A 16,754-nucleotide genomic window follows, 5' to 3' on the forward strand; every position below is an offset into this window, starting at 1 on the left:
TTCAACACGACGGACCGGAATTCACCCGTCCGCCCGCACGGCGACCTCCCTGGCCCACCGGTAGTCCGCCTTCCCGCTGGGGGATCGCCGTATCGACTCCTCGATCACCAGCTGCCGCGGGATCTTGTACCCGGCCAGTTGGGTCCGGCAGTGCGTCTGGATGTCGTCCAGGGAGGGTCGTACCGCCCCCTCCCGCAGTTGTACGACGGCCGCCACGTGGTGTCCCCACTTCGCGTCCGGCACCCCGGCGACGAGCGCGTCGTACACGTCCGGATGGGACTTCAGCGCCTGCTCGACCTCCTCCGGGTACACCTTCTCGCCGCCGGTGTTGATGCACTGCGAGCCCCGGCTGAGGACGGTGACGACGCCCTCCTCGTCGACGGTCGCCATGTCGCCGAGGAGCACCCAGCGCTCGCCGTCCTTCTCGAAGAAGGTCTCGGCGGTTTTCCGCGGGTCGTTGTAGTAGCCGAGCGGCACATGGCCGCACTGGGCGACCCGGCCCACCTCGCCCACGGCCACCGGCTCGTGGGTGGCGGGGTCGACCACCTGGGTACGGGAGTTGACCCGGACGCGGAAGCCGCGGTCGGGCCCGGAGTCCTCCGTCGCCGTGCCGTTGAAGCCGGACTCGGAGGAGCCGAAGTTGTTCAGGAGCATCACGTTCGGGACGAGCGCCTGGAACTGCCGGCGCACGGTGTCCGACATGATCGCGCCCGACGAGGACACGGTGAACATCGACGAGGTGTCCGTGCCCTTCATCGGCCCTTCGAGGGCGTCGATCAACGGCCGCAGCATCGCGTCCCCGACCAGGGACATGCTGGAGACCTTCTCCCGCTCGATGGTCCGCAGGACGTCCTCGGGGGAGAACTTGCGGTGCAGCACGACCCGTTGGCCGAAGTTGAAGCCGATGAACGCGGTGAGCGTGGACGTGCCGTGCATCAGCGGGGGAGTGGGGAAGAAGGTGATCCCCGCGCCGCCGGCCGCGACCCGCTCGGCGAGTTCCTCGGGCTTCTTCACCGGCTCGCCGGTCGGGGCGCCCCCGCCCATCCCCGAGAAGAACAGGTCCTCCTGACGCCACATCACACCCTTGGGCATCCCGGTGGTGCCGCCGGTGTAGATGATGAACTGGTCGTCCCCGGAACGCTTCGGGAACCCCCGCTCCGGGGACCCGCCCGCCTCGGCCTCCGCGAAGTCCACGGCGTCCAGGGCGTTCACGGCGTCCGGGCCCGAGCCTCCGGCACCCACCCTGATGAGATGCCGGAGCTTCTCCGACAGCGGCAGCGCCGCCGCCACCCGGTCCGTGAACTCCGTCTCGAAGACCAGCCCCACCAGATCGGCGTCCCGGTAGAGATAGACCAACTCGTCCTCGACATAACGGTAGTTGACGTTCACCGGCACGATCCGGGCCTTGAGGCAGCCGATCGCCGCCTGCAGATACTCGATCCCGTTGTACAGATGCAGCCCGACGTGCTCACCCGGCCGGATCCCGCTGTCGATGAGATGGTGAGCGATCCGGTTGGCGGCCGCGTCCAGCTCCGCGTACGTCAGCCGGCGCTCCGCACCCGTGCCGGGGATGTCGATGTACACCAGCGCCTCGCGGTCCGGGACCACGTCGACGACCGACTCGAACAGGTCGGCAAGGTTGTACTCCACCGCTCCTCCTGACCTCGCTCCGCACCGGTTGCCGGTCATCAGAGCAAAGGGCGGGCTCACTGTGAAGGCTCCGCGCGAAGAAATCTGACTGTCTGTCAGAAAACTCTTGAAGAGCCGGGTCCACTCCTGCAACCTGTTCTCGTTCTGCCAGTGGGAGAGCTTTTCGAGGGGAGACGGTCAATGGGTGGGACGGAACACCTCACCGTGCGGCGCGAGGGCGCCACACTGGTGCTCACGCTCAACCGGCCGGAGGCCAGGAACGCCCTCTCGCTGGCGATGCTCGTCGGCCTGTACGACGGCTGGGTCGAGGCCGACGCCGACGACTCCATCCGCTCGATCGTGTTCACCGGCGCGGGCGGCTCGTTCTGCGCGGGCATGGACCTCAAGGCCCTGGCCGGAAAGGGCATGGAGGGGGAGCAGTACCGCGACCGGCTCAAAGCCGACCCCGATCTGCACTGGAAGGCGATGCTGCGCCACCACCGCCCCCGCAAGCCGGTGATCGCCGCCGTCGAGGGCCACTGCGTCGCGGGCGGCACCGAGATGCTCCAGGGCACCGACATCCGCGTCGCCGGCGAGTCGGCCACCTTCGGCCTCTTCGAGGTCAGACGCGGCCTGTTCCCGATCGGCGGCTCCACCGTCCGTCTCCAGCGGCAGATCCCCCGCACCCACGCCCTGGAGATGCTGCTCACCGGTCGCCCGTACACCGCCCGGGAGGCCGCGGACATCGGCCTGATCGGCCATGTCGTCCCCGACGGCCAGGCGCTGACCAAGGCCCTGGAGATCGCCGAACAGATCAACGCCTGCGGCCCGTTGGCGGTCGAGGCCGTCAAGGCGTCGGTCTACGAGACCGCCGAGCTCACCGAGACCGAAGGCCTCGCCGCCGAACTCAAGCGCGGCTGGCCCGTCTTCGACACCGCCGACGCCAAGGAAGGCGCCCGCGCCTTCGCGGAGAAGCGCCCGCCCGTCTACAAGCGAGCCTGACAAGGGAGTTCACCGTGCCCGAAGTCCTCAAAGCTCCCCTGGTCGTCGAATTCCCCTTCACCCGCTCCCTCGGACCCGTCCAGAGCGCCTTCCTCACCGGCCTGCGCGACCGTGTCGTCCTCGGCGTGAAGACCACCGACGGCCGCACCCTCGTACCCCCCGTCGAGTACGACCCCGTCACCGCCGAGGAGATCCGCGACCTCGTCGAAGTCGCCCCCACGGGAACGGTCACCACCTGGGCCTGGAACCACGAGCCGCGCCGCGGCCAGCCGTTGGAGGCCCCCTTCGCCTGGGTCCTGGTCCGCCTCGACGGCGCCGACACCGCCCTCCTCCACGCCCTCGACGCCCCCGGGCCCGACGCCGTCCACACCGGCATGCGGGTCCGCGTCCGCTGGGCCGAGGACCGCGTCGGCGCGATCACCGACATCGCCTGCTTCGAGCCGTACGACGGCGAGGCTGCCGAACCGGCCGGTCACAGCGGCGAGTTCGAGGACCCGGTCACCGGCATCGTCGCGGCGGCCCGCCTCGACTACACCTACTCACCCGGCCGCGCCCAGACCGCCTACATCAACGCCCTCGCCGAACACCGGGCCGTCGGCGAACGCTGCCCGTCCTGCCGCAAGGTGTACGTCCCGCCCCGCGGCGCCTGTCCGACCTGCGGCGTCGCCACCTCGGAACAGGTCGAAGTCGGCCCCGGCGGCACGGTCACCACGTTCTGCATCGTCAACATCAAGGCCGCGCATACGGCGAATCTCGACATCGAAGTCCCCTACGTCTACGCCCACATCGCCCTCGACGGCGCCGACCTCGCCCTGCACGGGCGGATCGGCGGCATCCCGTACGACCAGGTGCGGATGGGGCTGCGGGTCGAGCCGGTGTGGACGGAAGGGGGCCGCTATCCCGACCACTACCGGCCCACCGGCGAACCCGACGCGGACTACGAGATGTACAAGGAGCTGCTGTGACCAGCGAAGCGAGCTCAGGGGTGCGCGAGATAGCCGTCGTCGCCTTCGCCCAGTCCGACGTCCTGCGCTCCACCGCGGAACAGTCCGAGGTGGAGATGCTCATGCCGGTCCTGCACGACGTCCTCGACCAGACCGGCCTCAAGACCGCCGACATCGGCTTCACCTGCTCCGGCTCCAGCGACTACCTCGCAGGCCGCGCCTTCTCCTTCACCCTCGCCCTCGACGGCGTCGGCGCCTGGCCGCCGATCTCCGAGTCGCACGTCGAGATGGACGGCGCCTGGGCCCTGTACGAGGCATGGACCAAGCTGCTGACGGGGGACGCGGACACCGCCCTCGTCTACTCCTACGGCAAGTCCTCGCCGGGCTCCCTGCGCGATGTGCTGACCCGGCAGCTCGACCCGTACTACGTGGCCCCCCTGTGGCCCGACTCCGTCGCCCTCGCCGCCCTCCAGGCCCAGGCGCTCATCGACGCGGGCGACACCGACGAACCGGCCCTGGCCGCCGTCGGCGCCCGCAGCCGCTCGGTCGACAACCCGCGCGCCCAGCTCAAGGGGCCCGTCCCGCAAGGTGATTACGTGGTACGGCCCCTGCGCACCGGCGACTGCCCGCCCGTCGGCGACGGGGCCGCCGCCGTGATCCTCGCCGCCGGGGAACGCGCCCGCGAACTGTGTGCGCGGCCCGCCTGGATCCGCGGCATCGACCACCGCATCGAACCGCACTCCCTCGGCGTCCGCGACCTGACCGACTCACCCTCCGCCCGCCTGGCCGCCGAGAAGGCCGGTGCCTTCGAACGGCCCGTCGACATCGCCGAGTTGCATGCGCCGTTCAGCTCGCAGGAGGTCGTCCTGCGGGGGGCGCTGCGGCTGGACGACGATGTGCGCGTCAACCCGTCCGGCGGTGCGCTCGCCGCCAACCCGATGATGGCCGCCGGTCTCATCCGCATCGGCGAGGCCGCCTCCCGCATCCACCGGGGCGAGTCCGACCGGGCGCTCGCCCACGCCACCTCCGGCCCCTGTCTGCAACAGAACCTGGTCGCCGTACTCGAAGGGGATCCGCGATGAGCAAGGAGCCCGTGGCCGTCGTAGGCGTCGGTCAGACCAAGCACGTCGCGGCGCGCCGCGACGTGTCGATCGCGGGGCTGGTGCGGGAGGCCGCCCGACGCGCCCTCGACGACGCCGAGTTGACCTGGGCGGACATCGACGCCGTCGTCATCGGCAAGGCGCCCGACTTCTTCGAGGGCGTGATGATGCCGGAGCTGTATCTCGCCGACGCGCTCGGCGCGGTGGGCAAGCCGATGCTGCGGGTGCACACGGCGGGCTCGGTCGGCGGGTCGACGGCGCTGGTGGCCGCCGGGCTCGTCGCGGCCCGGGTGCACGGGACCGTGCTGACGCTGGCCTTCGAGAAGCAGTCCGAGTCCAACGCCATGTGGGGACTGTCCCTGCCGATCCCCTTCCAGCAGCCCCTGCTGGCCGGGGCGGGCGGCTTCTTCGCCCCGCACGTACGGGCGTACATGCGGCGCAGCGGGGCGCCCGACACGGTCGGCTCGCTGGTGGCGTACAAGGACCGGCGCAATGCGCTGAAGAACCCGTACGCGCATCTGCACGAACACGACATCACCCTGGAGAAGGTCCAGGCCTCGCCCATGCTCTGGGATCCGATCCGCTACTCGGAGACCTGCCCGTCCTCCGACGGCGCCTGCGCGATGGTGCTGACGGACCGGGCGGGGGCGGCCCGTGCGCCGCGGCCGCCGGCCTGGATGCTCGGGGGCGCCATGCGCAGTGAGCCGACTCTCTTCGCCGGCAAGGACGCGGTGTCGCCGCAGGCAGGCAAGGACTGCGCGGCCGACGTGTACCGGCAGGCGGGCATCGCCGATCCGCGGCGCGACATCGACGCCGTGGAGATGTATGTGCCGTTCTCCTGGTACGAGCCCATGTGGCTGGAGAACCTCGGCTTCGCCGCCGAGGGCGAGGGCTGGAAGCTCACCGAGTCCGGGGTGACGGAGCTGGACGGCGATCTTCCCGTCAACATGTCCGGCGGTGTCCTGTCCACCAACCCCATCGGCGCCTCCGGCATGATCCGCTTCGCCGAGGCGGCCCTCCAGGTGCGCGGACAGGCCGGGGAGCACCAGGTGGACGGGGCCCGCAAGGTCCTCGGGCACGCCTACGGCGGCGGCTCCCAGTTCTTCTCGATGTGGCTCGTGGGGGCCGAACCCCCTGATGCGTGAAATGCCTCCCGGAAGGTCACCGAAAGGTCCTCCTCACGTGGCCTGTCCGCGGTCGGGGACGATCGCTAGGCTGACCCGCGGACGACGCAATCGGGAGGAGCACGGACGTGGCCGAGACCACCATCCAGCAGCAGCCGCTCATGGGCTGGGACAAGCCCGAGCTGGACCTGACCACCGCCGAATGGCAGTCCAGCAGCCGCGGCCTGGGGGATGTCCAGATCGCCTTTGTCGAGGGATTCATCGCGATGCGCAACAGCGGCCGCCCGGAGAGCCCTTCCTTGATCTTCACCCCTGCCGAGTGGGGTGCCTTCGTGTCGGGGGCGAGGGAAGGGGAGTTCGACCTCACGTGATGACGAGCGGTTCGGGTCCGGCATGACCTGACGGGCCGATCCGGGGGTGGTTCACCCGTTTTTCCGGACACGCGACCTTGAGCAGCCTCCCGGGGCCGTCGCCTGAGCGACGCCGGCCCCGGGGGAGGTCGTACTCCGGAGATGAGGAACCCATGAGCACCCTGCCGGTCATCGTGGCGGTGGACGGTTCGGACGACAGCCTGGTCGCCCTGGACTGGGCGTTCGAGGCGGCCCTGGTGCGCGAGGCGCCACTGCGGGTGGTCCATGTGCACCAGTACCCCGCGTGGGCCGGGCCCGAGGTGCTGCCCGCCGGGCGGCCCGAGGCCGAGGGCGACACGGTCCTCGGCCAGGTGCGCCGCTATTTGGCGGGACGCGTCGAACGTCCGGCGCTGGAGTACCTCGCTCTGGAGGGCGTCCCCAGTGCGGTCCTGCCCGAACTGGGCGCCACCGCCCAGCTGTTGGTGCTCGGCTCCCGTGGGCGCGGTGGCTTCGCCGGTCTGCTGCTCGGCTCCAACGGCATGGCCGCCGCACGGGACGCGGAGTGCGTGGTGGTCGTCGTCCCGAAGCCGGGGCGCCGGATCCAGGACGGGACGCCGGCCGAGCCGGGGCCGCGGGTGGTCGTCGGCCTCCGGGCCGACAGCCCTGACGAGGCGACGCTCGCCTTCGCCTTCACCGAGGCCGCCCTGCGCGGCGCCCGGCTTCAGGTCGTCGCCGCCTACCAGTGGCCGCTGCAGAACTGGGCGATGCCGGGCGAACTCGTGCCGGTGACGGTCGACCAGGACGCCGTCGAGGGCGAGACCCGCACCCTCACCGAGGGCTTCCTCGCCCCGCACCGCCAGCGTCACCCCGCCGTCCGGACCGACCCCTGGATCGCTCCGGGTGACGCGGCCGGCCACCTCGTCGAGGCGTCCAAGGGTGCCGACCTGGTCGTCGTCGGCCGCCACCGGCGCCGGTTGCTGGCCCCCGCCCGCATGATGGGCTCGGTGACCCAGGCGGTCCTGCTGCACGCGGCGAGCCCGGTCGCGGTGGTTCCACCGGCACCCTCTAATGGATGACGGCCCCCCTGTCATTAGGTCCATTATCATCGGGTCCATGCAGGACTCGATCAGCGGTGACGCCCGGCTCGCCCTCGACCTCGCCCTCACCATCCGCCACGACGGCCACGGCGGCGTCGCCGACGACCTGACCGACCTGGCCGGCCTCACCGCCTGGGTCCGCGCGCATCCGGGCATCGTGCGGGACGCCGCGGCCCACGTCCCCGCCGACGCCGACCTCGCCGCCGTCCGCGAACTGCGCGCCGCCGTCCGCGCCCTCTTCGCCCGCGCGGTACGTCCCTCGGAGCCGAGCCCCGCCGACGCGGCGCGGCTCATGCCGGTGCCCGAGGCGGTCGAGCGGCTCAACGCGGCGGCCGCCCGCACCCCCACCGTCCCCGTGCTGCACTGGGCCGAGGGCGGCGAACCCGTCGTGGACCACGAGCCGGTCAGCGGCGGACGAGACCTCGCCGCGACGCTCGCGCAGGCCGCCGTCGCCTTCCTCGCCGGCCCCGAACGGCAGCGGCTGCGTGCCTGTCACGCGCCGCGCTGCGTGCGGTACTTCATCAAGGAGCATCCACGGCAGGAATGGTGCAAACCGTCCTGCGGAAACCGGGCACGGGTCGCCCGCCACCACGAGCGGCACAGGAAGAGCGCCGACAGCCTCGGCCAGTAACGGCCGAACAGGTTCGCGGGACCCCCGGCAGGCGTACGCTGAGGTGCCTGTAGGTCACGGTGCGCGCCTGCTCCCCGCGCGGACGCACCACCGTGACAGGGGGTGCGGCATGGGCCGGCGCAATGCAAGGAGCAATCGGACGCTCTTCGAGCGTGAGAGTGAACTCGCCGCCGTCGACGAGGCGTTGGGCGAGCTCACCGGTCTGCGCGCAGACGGTGCCGAGTCGGCCGGCCGGCCGCGTGGCGCCCTCCTCGCCTTCGCCGGGCGCGCCGGGATCGGCAAGACGACCCTGCTGGCCGAAGTACGCAGGCGGGCCGCCGCCCGCGGCTGCACGGTGCTCTCCGCCCGCGGCGGCGACCAGGAGCAGCGCGTCGCCTTCCATGTCGCCCGGCAGCTGCTGCAACCCCAGTTCGCCGGCGCGGCGGAGGCCGATCTCCGTTCACAGCTGGGCAGTTGGTACGACATCGTCGGCCCCGCTCTCGGCCTGTGCGCGCCGACCGACGGCGCCCCGCCCGACCAGCAGGGCCTGCGGGACGGCCTGGACTGGGTGCTCACCCATCTCGCCGTGCAGCGCGCTCCGATGGTCCTCGCCCTCGACGACGCGCACTGGGCGGACCCCGAATCCCTGCGCTGGCTGGCCGCGTTCGCGCCGCGCGCCGAGGAACTCCCGCTCCTGCTGGTCGTGGCCTACCGGCCGGACGAACTCCCCGACCACGCCGAGTCGTTCAGGGGACTGCCCGGGAGGGCCGGCGGCCGTCCCATCGACCTGGAACCGCTCAGCGCCGTCGCCGTCGCCGGACTCGTGCGCGAGGCGCTCGGCACCTACGCCGACGACGCGTTCTGCCGCGAGTGCTGGGCCGTCACCGCGGGCAACCCCTTCGAGACCGTCGAACTCACCGCCAAGGTCCGCGACCGCGGCCTCACCCCCACCGAGGCCGGGGCCCATCTGCTGCGCGACCTCGCCGCCGCCGTCAAGGGCAGCGGACTGATCGCCCGCCTCGAACGCCTCGGCACCTCCACCGTCCGCTTCGCCTGGGCCTGCGCCGTCCTCGGCACCGAGATCCACCCCGCGCTGGCGGCCGCCGTCGCCGGACTCGGCCACGAGGAGGCCGCCGACGCCGCCGACGCGCTGCGCGGCGCCCGGATCCTCACCGGCGCCGAGACCCTGGAGTTCGTCCACCCGCTGATCGCCACCGCCGTCTACCGCGCCATCCCCTCCGGCGTCCGCGTCGCCCTGCACGGCCAGGCCGCCTGGTGCCTCATCAACGACGGACAGGGCCCCTCCGCCGCCGCCCGCCACCTCCTGGAGACCCACCCCGACGGCGACACCTGGGTCGTCCAGCAACTGCGCGCCGCCGCGGGCGAGACCCTCCGCTCCGGCGCCCCCGACGCCGCCCGCAGCTACCTCGCCCGCGCCCTGCGCGAACCCCCGCCCTTCGAGGAGCGGGCCGCCGTCCTGTACGAACTGGGCAGCGCCTCCCTCCTCACCGAACCGGCCACCACGGTCAACCATCTGCGCGCCGCTCTCGAAGAGCCAATCGCTAACCGGGAGTTGAGGCACCACATCGTCTACCGCCTCTCCCAGGTCCTCGCCCACAGCGACCGCCTCGCCGAGGCATCCGAGACCCTCGCCCGCGAGATCCGCGTCACCGAGGACGCCCGCGTCAAACTGCGCATGGTCGCCGAACAGTTCATGTGGGACGCCTTCCGCGCCGACGAACCCGACCACCCCTCGCGCTCCCGCCGCCTCACCAAACTCGCCGACCGCCTGGGGGGCCGCGACCTCACCGAGCGGTACATCATCGGACTGCGCACCTGGGACGCGATCCTGCGCGGGGAACCCGCCCACGTGGCCCTCCACCACGCCGAACGCGCCCTCACCGGCGGCCTCGGCTGGGCCGAGTCCGACCGCGGCTTCGAGGTACCCGTCCTCGTCGCCCTGGCCTTCATGTACGCCGACCGTCCCGGCCGCACGGAGGAACTGTTCGCCGCCGGGATCGCCGACTTCGAACGCCAGGGCTGGCACGGCGCCCACCTCTCCTTCGGCTACACCCTCCTGGCGTACGTCCGCTACCGCCGCGGCCGCCTCGCCGAGGCCGAGGACTTCGTCCGCGCGGGCCTCCGGCTCGCCGAACGCGTCGGACCGGGCACCCCCGCCCACTGGTACGCCGTCGGCATCCTCATCGAGGTGCTGCTCGCCCGCGGACGCGTGACGGAGGCCGCCCGGACCGCCGAGGACTACTCCTTCAGCGAACCCTTCCCGGCCGCCGTCGTCTTCCCCGACGTCCAGACCGTGTACGGCGAACTGCTCCTCGCCCGCGGCCTCACCAAGGACGCCGCCGCCGAGCTCGCCGCGGCGGGCCGCCGCCTCGACCCCCGCGGCATCCGCAACCCCGCCTGGTGCCCCTGGCAGCTCCACCTGGCCCGCGCCGAGAGCCATGACGCCCCCGAACGCGCGGTCGCCACGGCCCTGGAAGCGCTGGCCCGAGCCCGCCAGTTCGGCACCCCGTCCGCCATCGGCACGGCCCTGCGCACGGCGGCCGAGGTCTCCTCCGGCTCGGTACGGGTGAAATACCTGGAGGAGTCGGTCGCCCACCTGGAGTGCTCGCCGGCCGCATACGAGCTGGCGTGCGCGCTGGTGGCCCTGGGCACGGAGCTACGGCGCACGGGCAGGCCGACGGAGGCGGCGGAGCACCTCTACAGGGGGCTGGACGCGGCGGTCCTGTGCGGCGCGGACGGTCTGGTGGAGGAGGCACGGGACGAACTGGCCGCGGCGGGACTGCGGCCGCGTCGCCTGCACACGACGGACACGGACACCCTGACGACCCGCGAGCGCACGGCAGCCACCATGACGGCAGAGGGCCGAACCAGGGCGGAGATCGCAAAGGACCTGAACGTGGACGAGCCGACGGTGGTCCGTCTGCTGTCGGCGGTCTACAGAAAAATGGGGACGGACAACACCGGACTGGCAGAGGCTCTGAAACCGCCGTCGGGACTGGCACCCTGAGGGCCGCCCCCGGTACCCGCAGTCGCACGGCCACCGACGCGGCCCCGTACCATGGGCGCATGTCGTTCCTCCGCCGCCGCGCAACCCCCGCCGGCCCCGACTTCGACGTCCTGGCCATGGACCCGGGCGACTGGCCCGGCAACCTCGGCGCCGGCCTCCTGCCCGCCCCCGACGGCACCTGCCAGGGCGTCTTCCTGCGCTACGACCTCTTCGGCGGCCGCGGCCCCGCGATGATCATCGGCAACCTCCCCGAGGGCTCCCCGGCCCGCGACCTCGACGACGGCGAGGTCCCCTTCGAGGTGGCCCAGCTGCTGCTCGCGCTGGAGAACGACGAGGAGGTGACCGTCGTGGGCAGCGAGGACACCCCGGTGATGCAGGGCGACAACCTTCTGATCGTGCGCCGCCTCAAGCTCTCCGAGGGCCGGATCTCCTGCGTGCAGTTCGACCGCAGCGACAACGTCCTGGTGACCATCGCCGCATGGGACCGTCCGATCACGGACGACCTGTACGCCCTGCTGAAGCCGCTGCCGGCGGAGCTCTTCCAGCAGAGCTGATCCGGCCCCCATCGTCCCGTGGGCTCCGGAAGGTCGGGTTCCCCCCGTCCACGACCCTCCGGAGCCCGCCCGCGGGCAAGGCCGTCAGGCCCACCGCGGCGGCACCCGGAACACCCCCGTACCGTTCGCCGCAACGGTGTCCCGAGGTGCCATGAGCTCAGCTTTCCGCCGCGGGGAGTTGTCCAGTAGCCCCCGATCGCCAGTCCAGACAATTGCCGGACCCCCGCACACCGCTCCGCCCCTACCGCGAGACCCGCACATCCACGTCCGCGGCCCGCACGAACGCCACCCGGTGACCGAACTGGATCTCGTAGTACAGATCCTTCCCGACCACGACCTGGTGCGAGTCGGTGGTGAAGGTGACCGCGTAGTAGTACTCACCCGGCACCTTCTCGCCGGCCACGTACTTCTGCCCCTTCAGCAGCTTGTACGGCAGCGGCGACACCGTCTGCACGGGCACCCCCGCCGGGTACGCGGAGGCCTCGGGGTAGGCGCGTCCGTACACCGGGATCTCCTCGAGACCGGCCTTGGGGGTCACCAGCAGCCCGGACGCCGGGACCGCGGCCGGATTCTTCCCGGGGTTCCTGAACCAGGCCTTCAGGCCCAGGTACCAGATCGCCGTCCAGTCGCCCTTGCGCTCGACGACCGCGTACTGCTGGCCGGTGGAGACCCGTGAGGAGATGTCGTTCACCCCGGTCCCCGGCGTCGTACCGAGGCCGATGTCCTTGATCAGGGGGTAGTCCTCGCCGGGGCCGGAGTACAGCCGTACCTCGCTCGATCCGTGCGCGGCGCACGGCTCGCCCTTGGTGACGCAGCCGGTGTACTCGGGCCGGTTCGTCGCGTAGTCGGGACGGATGGTCACCACACCGGCGTGCTTGCCGGCGGTCGCCCCGAAGGGCCGGCCGAGCAGCTCGAAGTAGTGGCGCCAGTCCCAGTACGGGCCGGGGTCGGTGTGCATCCCGCCGATGGTGGACGCGGTCGGGCCCGGCACATTGTCGTGCCCGATGATGTGCTGCCGGTCCAGCGGGATGTCGTACTTCGCGGCGAGGTACTTCACCAGACGGGCCGAGGACCGGTACATGGCCTCCGTGTACCAGGCGTCCGGATTCGCCAGGAACCCTTCGTGCTCCAGACCGATCGACTTGGCGTTGACGTACCAGTTGCCCGCGTGCCAGGCGACGTCCTTGGCCTTCACATGCTGGGCGACATGGCCGTCGGTGGAGCGGAGGGTGTACTGCCAGGACACATAGGTGGGGTCCTGGACCATGTTGAGGACACCCTCCCAGGCGCCCTCGGTGTCATGGATGACGATGTACCTGATGCTCTGGGACTTCGGCCGGTTGCCCAGGTCGTGGTTGCCGTAGTCGTTGTCGCCGAACTCCTCGTACGGCGCCGGGATCCACTCGCAGGACACCGACTTCGGGCACTCCGTGGCCCCCGCGGAGAGCGTCCGCAGACCGGCCTGCCGCAGCTGCGCGGTGTCGGGGGCGATGCCCGGCTGGGCCGCCAGGGCCACCAGCTGACCGGCGTCCGTGGCGCGCTCCTCGCCGGTGCGGATCACGTCGTACACATCATCGGCGTACGCAGCCGCGGTGGCCGTGTCGTCCGCGCCCGAGAACCGCGCCACCGCCGCGTACCAGTCCGCCGGGTCCTCGCTGAGCGGCTCGCCCATGTCCTTCTGGGCGGCCGCGAGGAGCGCGGCACCGCCGGCGATGTTCGCCGCGGCATCGGTACGAAGCTCCTCGGCGCTCAGGCCGGTCAGTTCCGCCGCCTTCGGCAAGGTCCTCAGACGGGCCGGGAACCCGGTCGGAACCGGTGCCTCGGTGGTGGGCAGCAGGGCCGCGCGGGCGCTGTCTCCGCGGGCGTCCTCCGTGCCCTCGCTGTGGTGGGTGGCCTCCGCGAGGGCGGCACGGGCGTCGGTGAGGTGCATCGGGCCGTAGCCGCCGGTCACACTCGGGGCTCCGGCGTGCGCGTCCCAGCGCGACTGGAGATAGGAGACGCCGAGGAGGACGCTCTGCGGCACCCGGTACTCGGCGGCCGCCGAGGCGAACGCCAGCTGAAGGCTGCTCGCCGAGCTCTGGGTGCCGGAGGGGGCCGCGCCGAGCAGGGGGAGCAGCAGTGCCGCGGTGGCGGCCGCGCCGACGGCGGCCCGTCTGTGTCTGTGCCCTGAGGAACTGGTGGGGTCGGATCCTCGCATGGCAGCCTCCTGGGACGGTCGGGTGCGATGAGCCGTACGGGGCCGGGCGTGCGTCAGTGGTACCGGCTTGCCGACGATCCGTCAATCATGCCCAGAAGCACGGGATTTCCCTTGTCAACCAGGGTTCCCGGGAGTTTCGCCCGTCACATGCGGACATACGAAGGTCCGCGGTGCGCCGTTGTCCCAGGGCGCACCGCGGACCGACGTCCCCGTCAGCGAGTGCCGACCGCCGCACGCACGGCCCGTCGGGCCAGCTGGCAGTCGTCGTGCAGCCGCCGCAGCAGCAGCCGCTGCTCCTCGCCGGACGGCGCAGCACCTGGGTGGGCCACTCCCGGTGCCGCCGGGGTCGTGTCGTGCATCGAACGCTGCACGGCCGTCTCATAGGTACGGATCTCACGGGTCAGTACGAGCATCAGGTTCACCAGGAACGCGTCACGTGAGGCAGGCCCCGCCGACTGTGCGATCTGGCTGATCTGACGACGGGCCACCGGTGCGTCCCCGAGCACCGACCACAGCGTCGCCAGGTCGTAGCCCGGCAGATACCAGCCCGCGTGCTCCCAGTCCACCAGCACTGGACCGGCCGGTGAGAGAAGGATGTTGGAGAGCAGGGCGTCGCCGTGGCAGAACTGGCCCATGCCGTGCCGCCCCGAGGTCGCCGCGATGCCGTGCAGCAGCTTCTGCAGGTCGCCCATGTCCCGGTCGGTGAGCAGCCCTAGCTCGTGGTAGCGGGAGATACGGGCCGCGTAGTCCAGCGGGGCGTCGAAGGTGCCCGCCGGTGGCCGCCAGGCGTTCAGCCGGCAGACGGCGCCGAGCGCGGCGCGGATGTCCGCCCGCGGAGGTGCCTCTGCCGGGTGCCGGTGCAGTGCCGCCACGCGCCCCGGCATCCGCTCGATCACCAGAGTGCAGTTGTCCGGGTCCGCCGCGATCAGTCGCGGCACCCGCACGGGCGGGCGATGCCGGACGAAGGAACGGTATGCCGCTATCTCGTGCCGGATCCGCTCGGCCCACGCGGGGGAGTTGTCCAGTAAACACTTCGCGACGGCGGTGCTGCGCCCGGTCGTCCCCACCAGGAGGACGGAACGTCCGCTGCGGCGCAGCACCTGGACCGGAGCGAACTCCGGACAGATCCGGTGCACCGAGGCGATCGCCGTACGCAACTGCGCGCCCTGAGGGCCGGACAAGTCGAGTCTCCCGCTGAGCGGTTGGGTTCCGATCCCCGGAACGCGCCGCGTCCTGCCGGCTCCGAGCACGGGGGCCGCCGGGCGAGCGGGGTCGAGGTAGGGGCCGCTGCCCGCCGGGCGGGGGTGCAGCGACCGGGGCGGGGCGGACACGGAGGACGATGCTGCGTACATGGGCGAGACAGATCCCTTCGTGTGCCTGCAGTGCATGTCTGTGCAAGTGCGCTACCCGGCCCGGCCGCCCGGGTGCACCCTGGGGAATGCATCCGTCATATGGCGGCGGCCGAGTCGGGGTGGCGCGTTCCTACCTGACACCCATCGCCCAGTGGCACACCATCTGGCGCACCCTGGCGAACCCTGGCGAATAGTCGCTCGGCAACTCTCACCGGGCTACTGTCAACTCAGCCGAGAACCTGGGGGCTTGACGTGAGCGGACAACCCAACACCCGACTTTCGGACCTGTTCGGCCTGGCCGGCTGGTCCAAGGGTGAACTCGCGAGGCTGGTCAACCGGCAGGCGGCGGCCATGGGCCACCCCCAGCTGTCGACCGACACCTCACGGGTGCGGCGCTGGATCGACATGGGAGAGATCCCGCGCGACCCGGTGCCCCGAGTGTTGGCTGCCCTGTTCACCGAGCGTCTCGGCCGTGTCGTGACCATCGAGGACCTCGGTCTGGTCCGGCACGGGCGCACGGGGAAACGGCAGGGCGGCGGGAGTGCGGAACATCCCGACGGTGTGCCGTGGGCGCCCGAGCGGACGGCTGCGGTCCTCACCGAATTCACGGGAATGGACCTCATGCTCAACCGACGCGGCTTGGTGGGCGCGGGTGCCGCGCTCGCCGCAGGATCCGCACTCAGCAGCGCCATGCACGACTGGCTCCACACCGATCCGGCCCTGACGGCCGACGCTCCCCGTTTCGACGATCCCCTGCACGCCGACCCCGCTGGGTTCGACCGCTATGAGGCCGCCCCCATCGGATCTCAGGAGATCGAGGAACTGGAGCGTTCCGTCGAGGTGTTCCGGGCGTGGGACGCGGCCCGCGGCGGCGGGCTGCAGCGCAAGGCAGTCGTAGGCCAGCTCAACGAGGTGGGCGGCATGCTCGCCTACCGACACCCCGACCATCTCCAGCGGCGCCTGTGGGGCGTCGCGGCCAACCTCGCCGTCCTCGCGGGCTGGATGTCACATGACGTCGGCCTGGAGCCCACGGCCCAGAAGTACTTCGTCATCGCCGCCCACGCGGCCCGAGAGGGCGGCGACCGGCCCCGCGCCGGGGAGGCGCTCTCCCGAGCGGCTCGCCAGATGGTGCACCTGGGCCGGCCCGACGACGCACTCGACCTCATGAAGCTCGCCCAGTCCGGCTCCGGCGACGAGGTGCTGCCGCGGACCAAGGCGATGCTCTACACCATCGAGGCCTGGGCGCAGGCCTCCATGGGCAAGGGCCAGGCCATGCGCCGCACCCTCGGCCGGGCGGAGGACCTCTTCGTCTCCGACCGGGGCGACGTACCGCCGCCGAGCTGGATGCAGATGTTCAAGGAGGAGGATCTGTACGGCATGCAGGCCCTGGCCTACCGCACGCTGGCCGAGCACGAGCCGGGTGCGGCCGCGCACGCCCAGCACTACGCGGAGAAGGCCCTGGCCCTGCGGGTCGACGGACGGCAGCGGTCGAAGATCTTCGACTTCCTGTCGATGGCCTCCGCCTGCTTCATCGCGGACGACCCGGAACAGGCGGACCGGTACGCCCGGCTGGCCCTGGTGTCGATGGGGTCGAACTCCTCGCACCGCACCTGGGACCGGCTGCGCCAGATGTACCGGCTCACCGCCGAGTACTCCAGCTACCCGAAGATCCATGAGCTGAGGGAGGAGATCAAGCTGGCGCTGCCGAGGCCGGTGAAGAGCGGCAACAGCGCACGGGCATAGGGGGTTTGTGCGCCGTTCTCGTAA

General features: G+C 71.7%; 13 protein-coding genes. 10 read left to right on the forward strand and 3 right to left on the reverse strand.

Annotated features, from left to right (window positions below):
- Positions 1-21: 21 nt before the first annotated feature.
- Entirely contained in the window at positions 22-1,650 is a 1,629-nt protein-coding gene (locus PH203_RS20540; protein WP_289921678.1) for an acyl-CoA synthetase, read from the reverse strand.
- Between the two features lie 180 nt (positions 1,651-1,830).
- On the opposite strand from PH203_RS20540, the gene PH203_RS20545 reads away from it, so the two are divergent.
- From PH203_RS20545 to PH203_RS20585, 9 genes are all read left to right on the forward strand, one after another.
- Positions 1,831-2,631, forward strand: coding sequence for a crotonase/enoyl-CoA hydratase family protein (locus tag PH203_RS20545; RefSeq protein ID WP_289921679.1), 801 nt, complete (start codon positions 1,831-1,833; stop codon positions 2,629-2,631).
- 14 nt (positions 2,632-2,645) lie between these two features.
- Positions 2,646-3,596 carry an OB-fold domain-containing protein gene (locus PH203_RS20550; RefSeq protein ID WP_289921680.1) on the forward strand — a complete coding sequence of 317 codons (951 nt, stop codon included), beginning with the start codon at positions 2,646-2,648 and terminating at the stop codon, positions 3,594-3,596.
- Positions 3,593-4,657: a thiolase domain-containing protein gene (locus tag PH203_RS20555; RefSeq protein WP_289921681.1), complete on the forward strand. Its 1,065-nt coding sequence runs from the start codon at positions 3,593-3,595 to the stop codon at positions 4,655-4,657. Before PH203_RS20550 ends, PH203_RS20555 begins: the two co-directional genes overlap by 4 nt.
- Complete coding sequence (locus PH203_RS20560) at positions 4,654-5,820, forward strand: thiolase domain-containing protein (RefSeq protein ID WP_289921682.1); 1,167 nt, start codon at positions 4,654-4,656, stop codon at positions 5,818-5,820. The genes PH203_RS20555 and PH203_RS20560 overlap by 4 nt, the downstream gene beginning before the upstream one ends.
- Positions 5,821-5,927: 107 nt before the next feature.
- Positions 5,928-6,170 (forward strand): DUF397 domain-containing protein, encoded by a 243-nt coding sequence (locus PH203_RS20565; RefSeq protein ID WP_289921683.1) that lies wholly within the window; start codon positions 5,928-5,930, stop codon positions 6,168-6,170.
- A 152-nt stretch (positions 6,171-6,322) separates the two neighbouring features.
- The gene (locus PH203_RS20570; RefSeq protein ID WP_289921684.1) at positions 6,323-7,225 is read left to right on the forward strand and encodes a universal stress protein; all 903 of its coding nucleotides are present in this window, start codon (positions 6,323-6,325) and stop codon (positions 7,223-7,225) included.
- Positions 7,226-7,262: 37 nt separating this feature from the next.
- Positions 7,263-7,877 (forward strand): ABATE domain-containing protein, encoded by a 615-nt coding sequence (locus PH203_RS20575; RefSeq protein WP_289921686.1) that lies wholly within the window; start codon positions 7,263-7,265, stop codon positions 7,875-7,877.
- 109 nt (positions 7,878-7,986) lie between these two features.
- Positions 7,987-10,884, forward strand: a complete 2,898-nt coding sequence (locus PH203_RS20580; RefSeq protein ID WP_289921687.1) for an AAA family ATPase — start codon at positions 7,987-7,989, stop codon at positions 10,882-10,884.
- 59 nt (positions 10,885-10,943) lie between these two features.
- Entirely contained in the window at positions 10,944-11,438 is a 495-nt protein-coding gene (locus tag PH203_RS20585; protein ID WP_289921689.1) for a hypothetical protein, read from the forward strand.
- Positions 11,439-11,679: 241 nt separating this feature from the next.
- On the opposite strand, the gene PH203_RS20590 is transcribed toward PH203_RS20585, so the two are convergent.
- Positions 11,680-13,635 (reverse strand): N-acetylmuramoyl-L-alanine amidase, encoded by a 1,956-nt coding sequence (locus PH203_RS20590; protein ID WP_289921691.1) that lies wholly within the window; start codon positions 13,633-13,635, stop codon positions 11,680-11,682.
- 212 nt (positions 13,636-13,847) lie between these two features.
- Positions 13,848-14,987 (reverse strand): aminoglycoside phosphotransferase family protein, encoded by a 1,140-nt coding sequence (locus PH203_RS20595; protein WP_289921694.1) that lies wholly within the window; start codon positions 14,985-14,987, stop codon positions 13,848-13,850.
- A 252-nt stretch (positions 14,988-15,239) separates the two neighbouring features.
- Between PH203_RS20595 and PH203_RS20600 the strand changes: the two genes are divergently transcribed.
- The gene (locus PH203_RS20600) at positions 15,240-16,730 is read left to right on the forward strand and encodes a hypothetical protein (protein ID WP_289921695.1); all 1,491 of its coding nucleotides are present in this window, start codon (positions 15,240-15,242) and stop codon (positions 16,728-16,730) included.
- Positions 16,731-16,754 lie beyond the last annotated feature (24 nt).

This window comes from Streptomyces sp. S.PB5, assembly GCF_030403745.1.
Classification (GTDB): Bacteria; Actinomycetota; Actinomycetes; order Streptomycetales; family Streptomycetaceae; genus Streptomyces.

Excerpts from the sequence above, each read along its gene's own strand:
- PH203_RS20545 (WP_289921679.1), top strand. The coding sequence starts at position 1,831 with ATGGGTGGGACGGAACACCTCACCGTGCGGCGCGAGGGCGCCACACTG.
- PH203_RS20575 (WP_289921686.1), top strand. The coding sequence starts at position 7,263 with ATGCAGGACTCGATCAGCGGTGACGCCCGGCTCGCCCTCGACCTCGCC.
- PH203_RS20560 (WP_289921682.1), top strand. The coding sequence starts at position 4,654 with ATGAGCAAGGAGCCCGTGGCCGTCGTAGGCGTCGGTCAGACCAAGCAC.
- PH203_RS20580 (WP_289921687.1), top strand. The coding sequence starts at position 7,987 with ATGGGCCGGCGCAATGCAAGGAGCAATCGGACGCTCTTCGAGCGTGAG.
- PH203_RS20590 (WP_289921691.1), bottom strand. The coding sequence starts at position 13,635 with ATGCGAGGATCCGACCCCACCAGTTCCTCAGGGCACAGACACAGACGG.
- PH203_RS20570 (WP_289921684.1), top strand. The coding sequence starts at position 6,323 with ATGAGCACCCTGCCGGTCATCGTGGCGGTGGACGGTTCGGACGACAGC.
- PH203_RS20585 (WP_289921689.1), top strand. The coding sequence starts at position 10,944 with ATGTCGTTCCTCCGCCGCCGCGCAACCCCCGCCGGCCCCGACTTCGAC.
- PH203_RS20595 (WP_289921694.1), bottom strand. The coding sequence starts at position 14,987 with ATGTACGCAGCATCGTCCTCCGTGTCCGCCCCGCCCCGGTCGCTGCAC.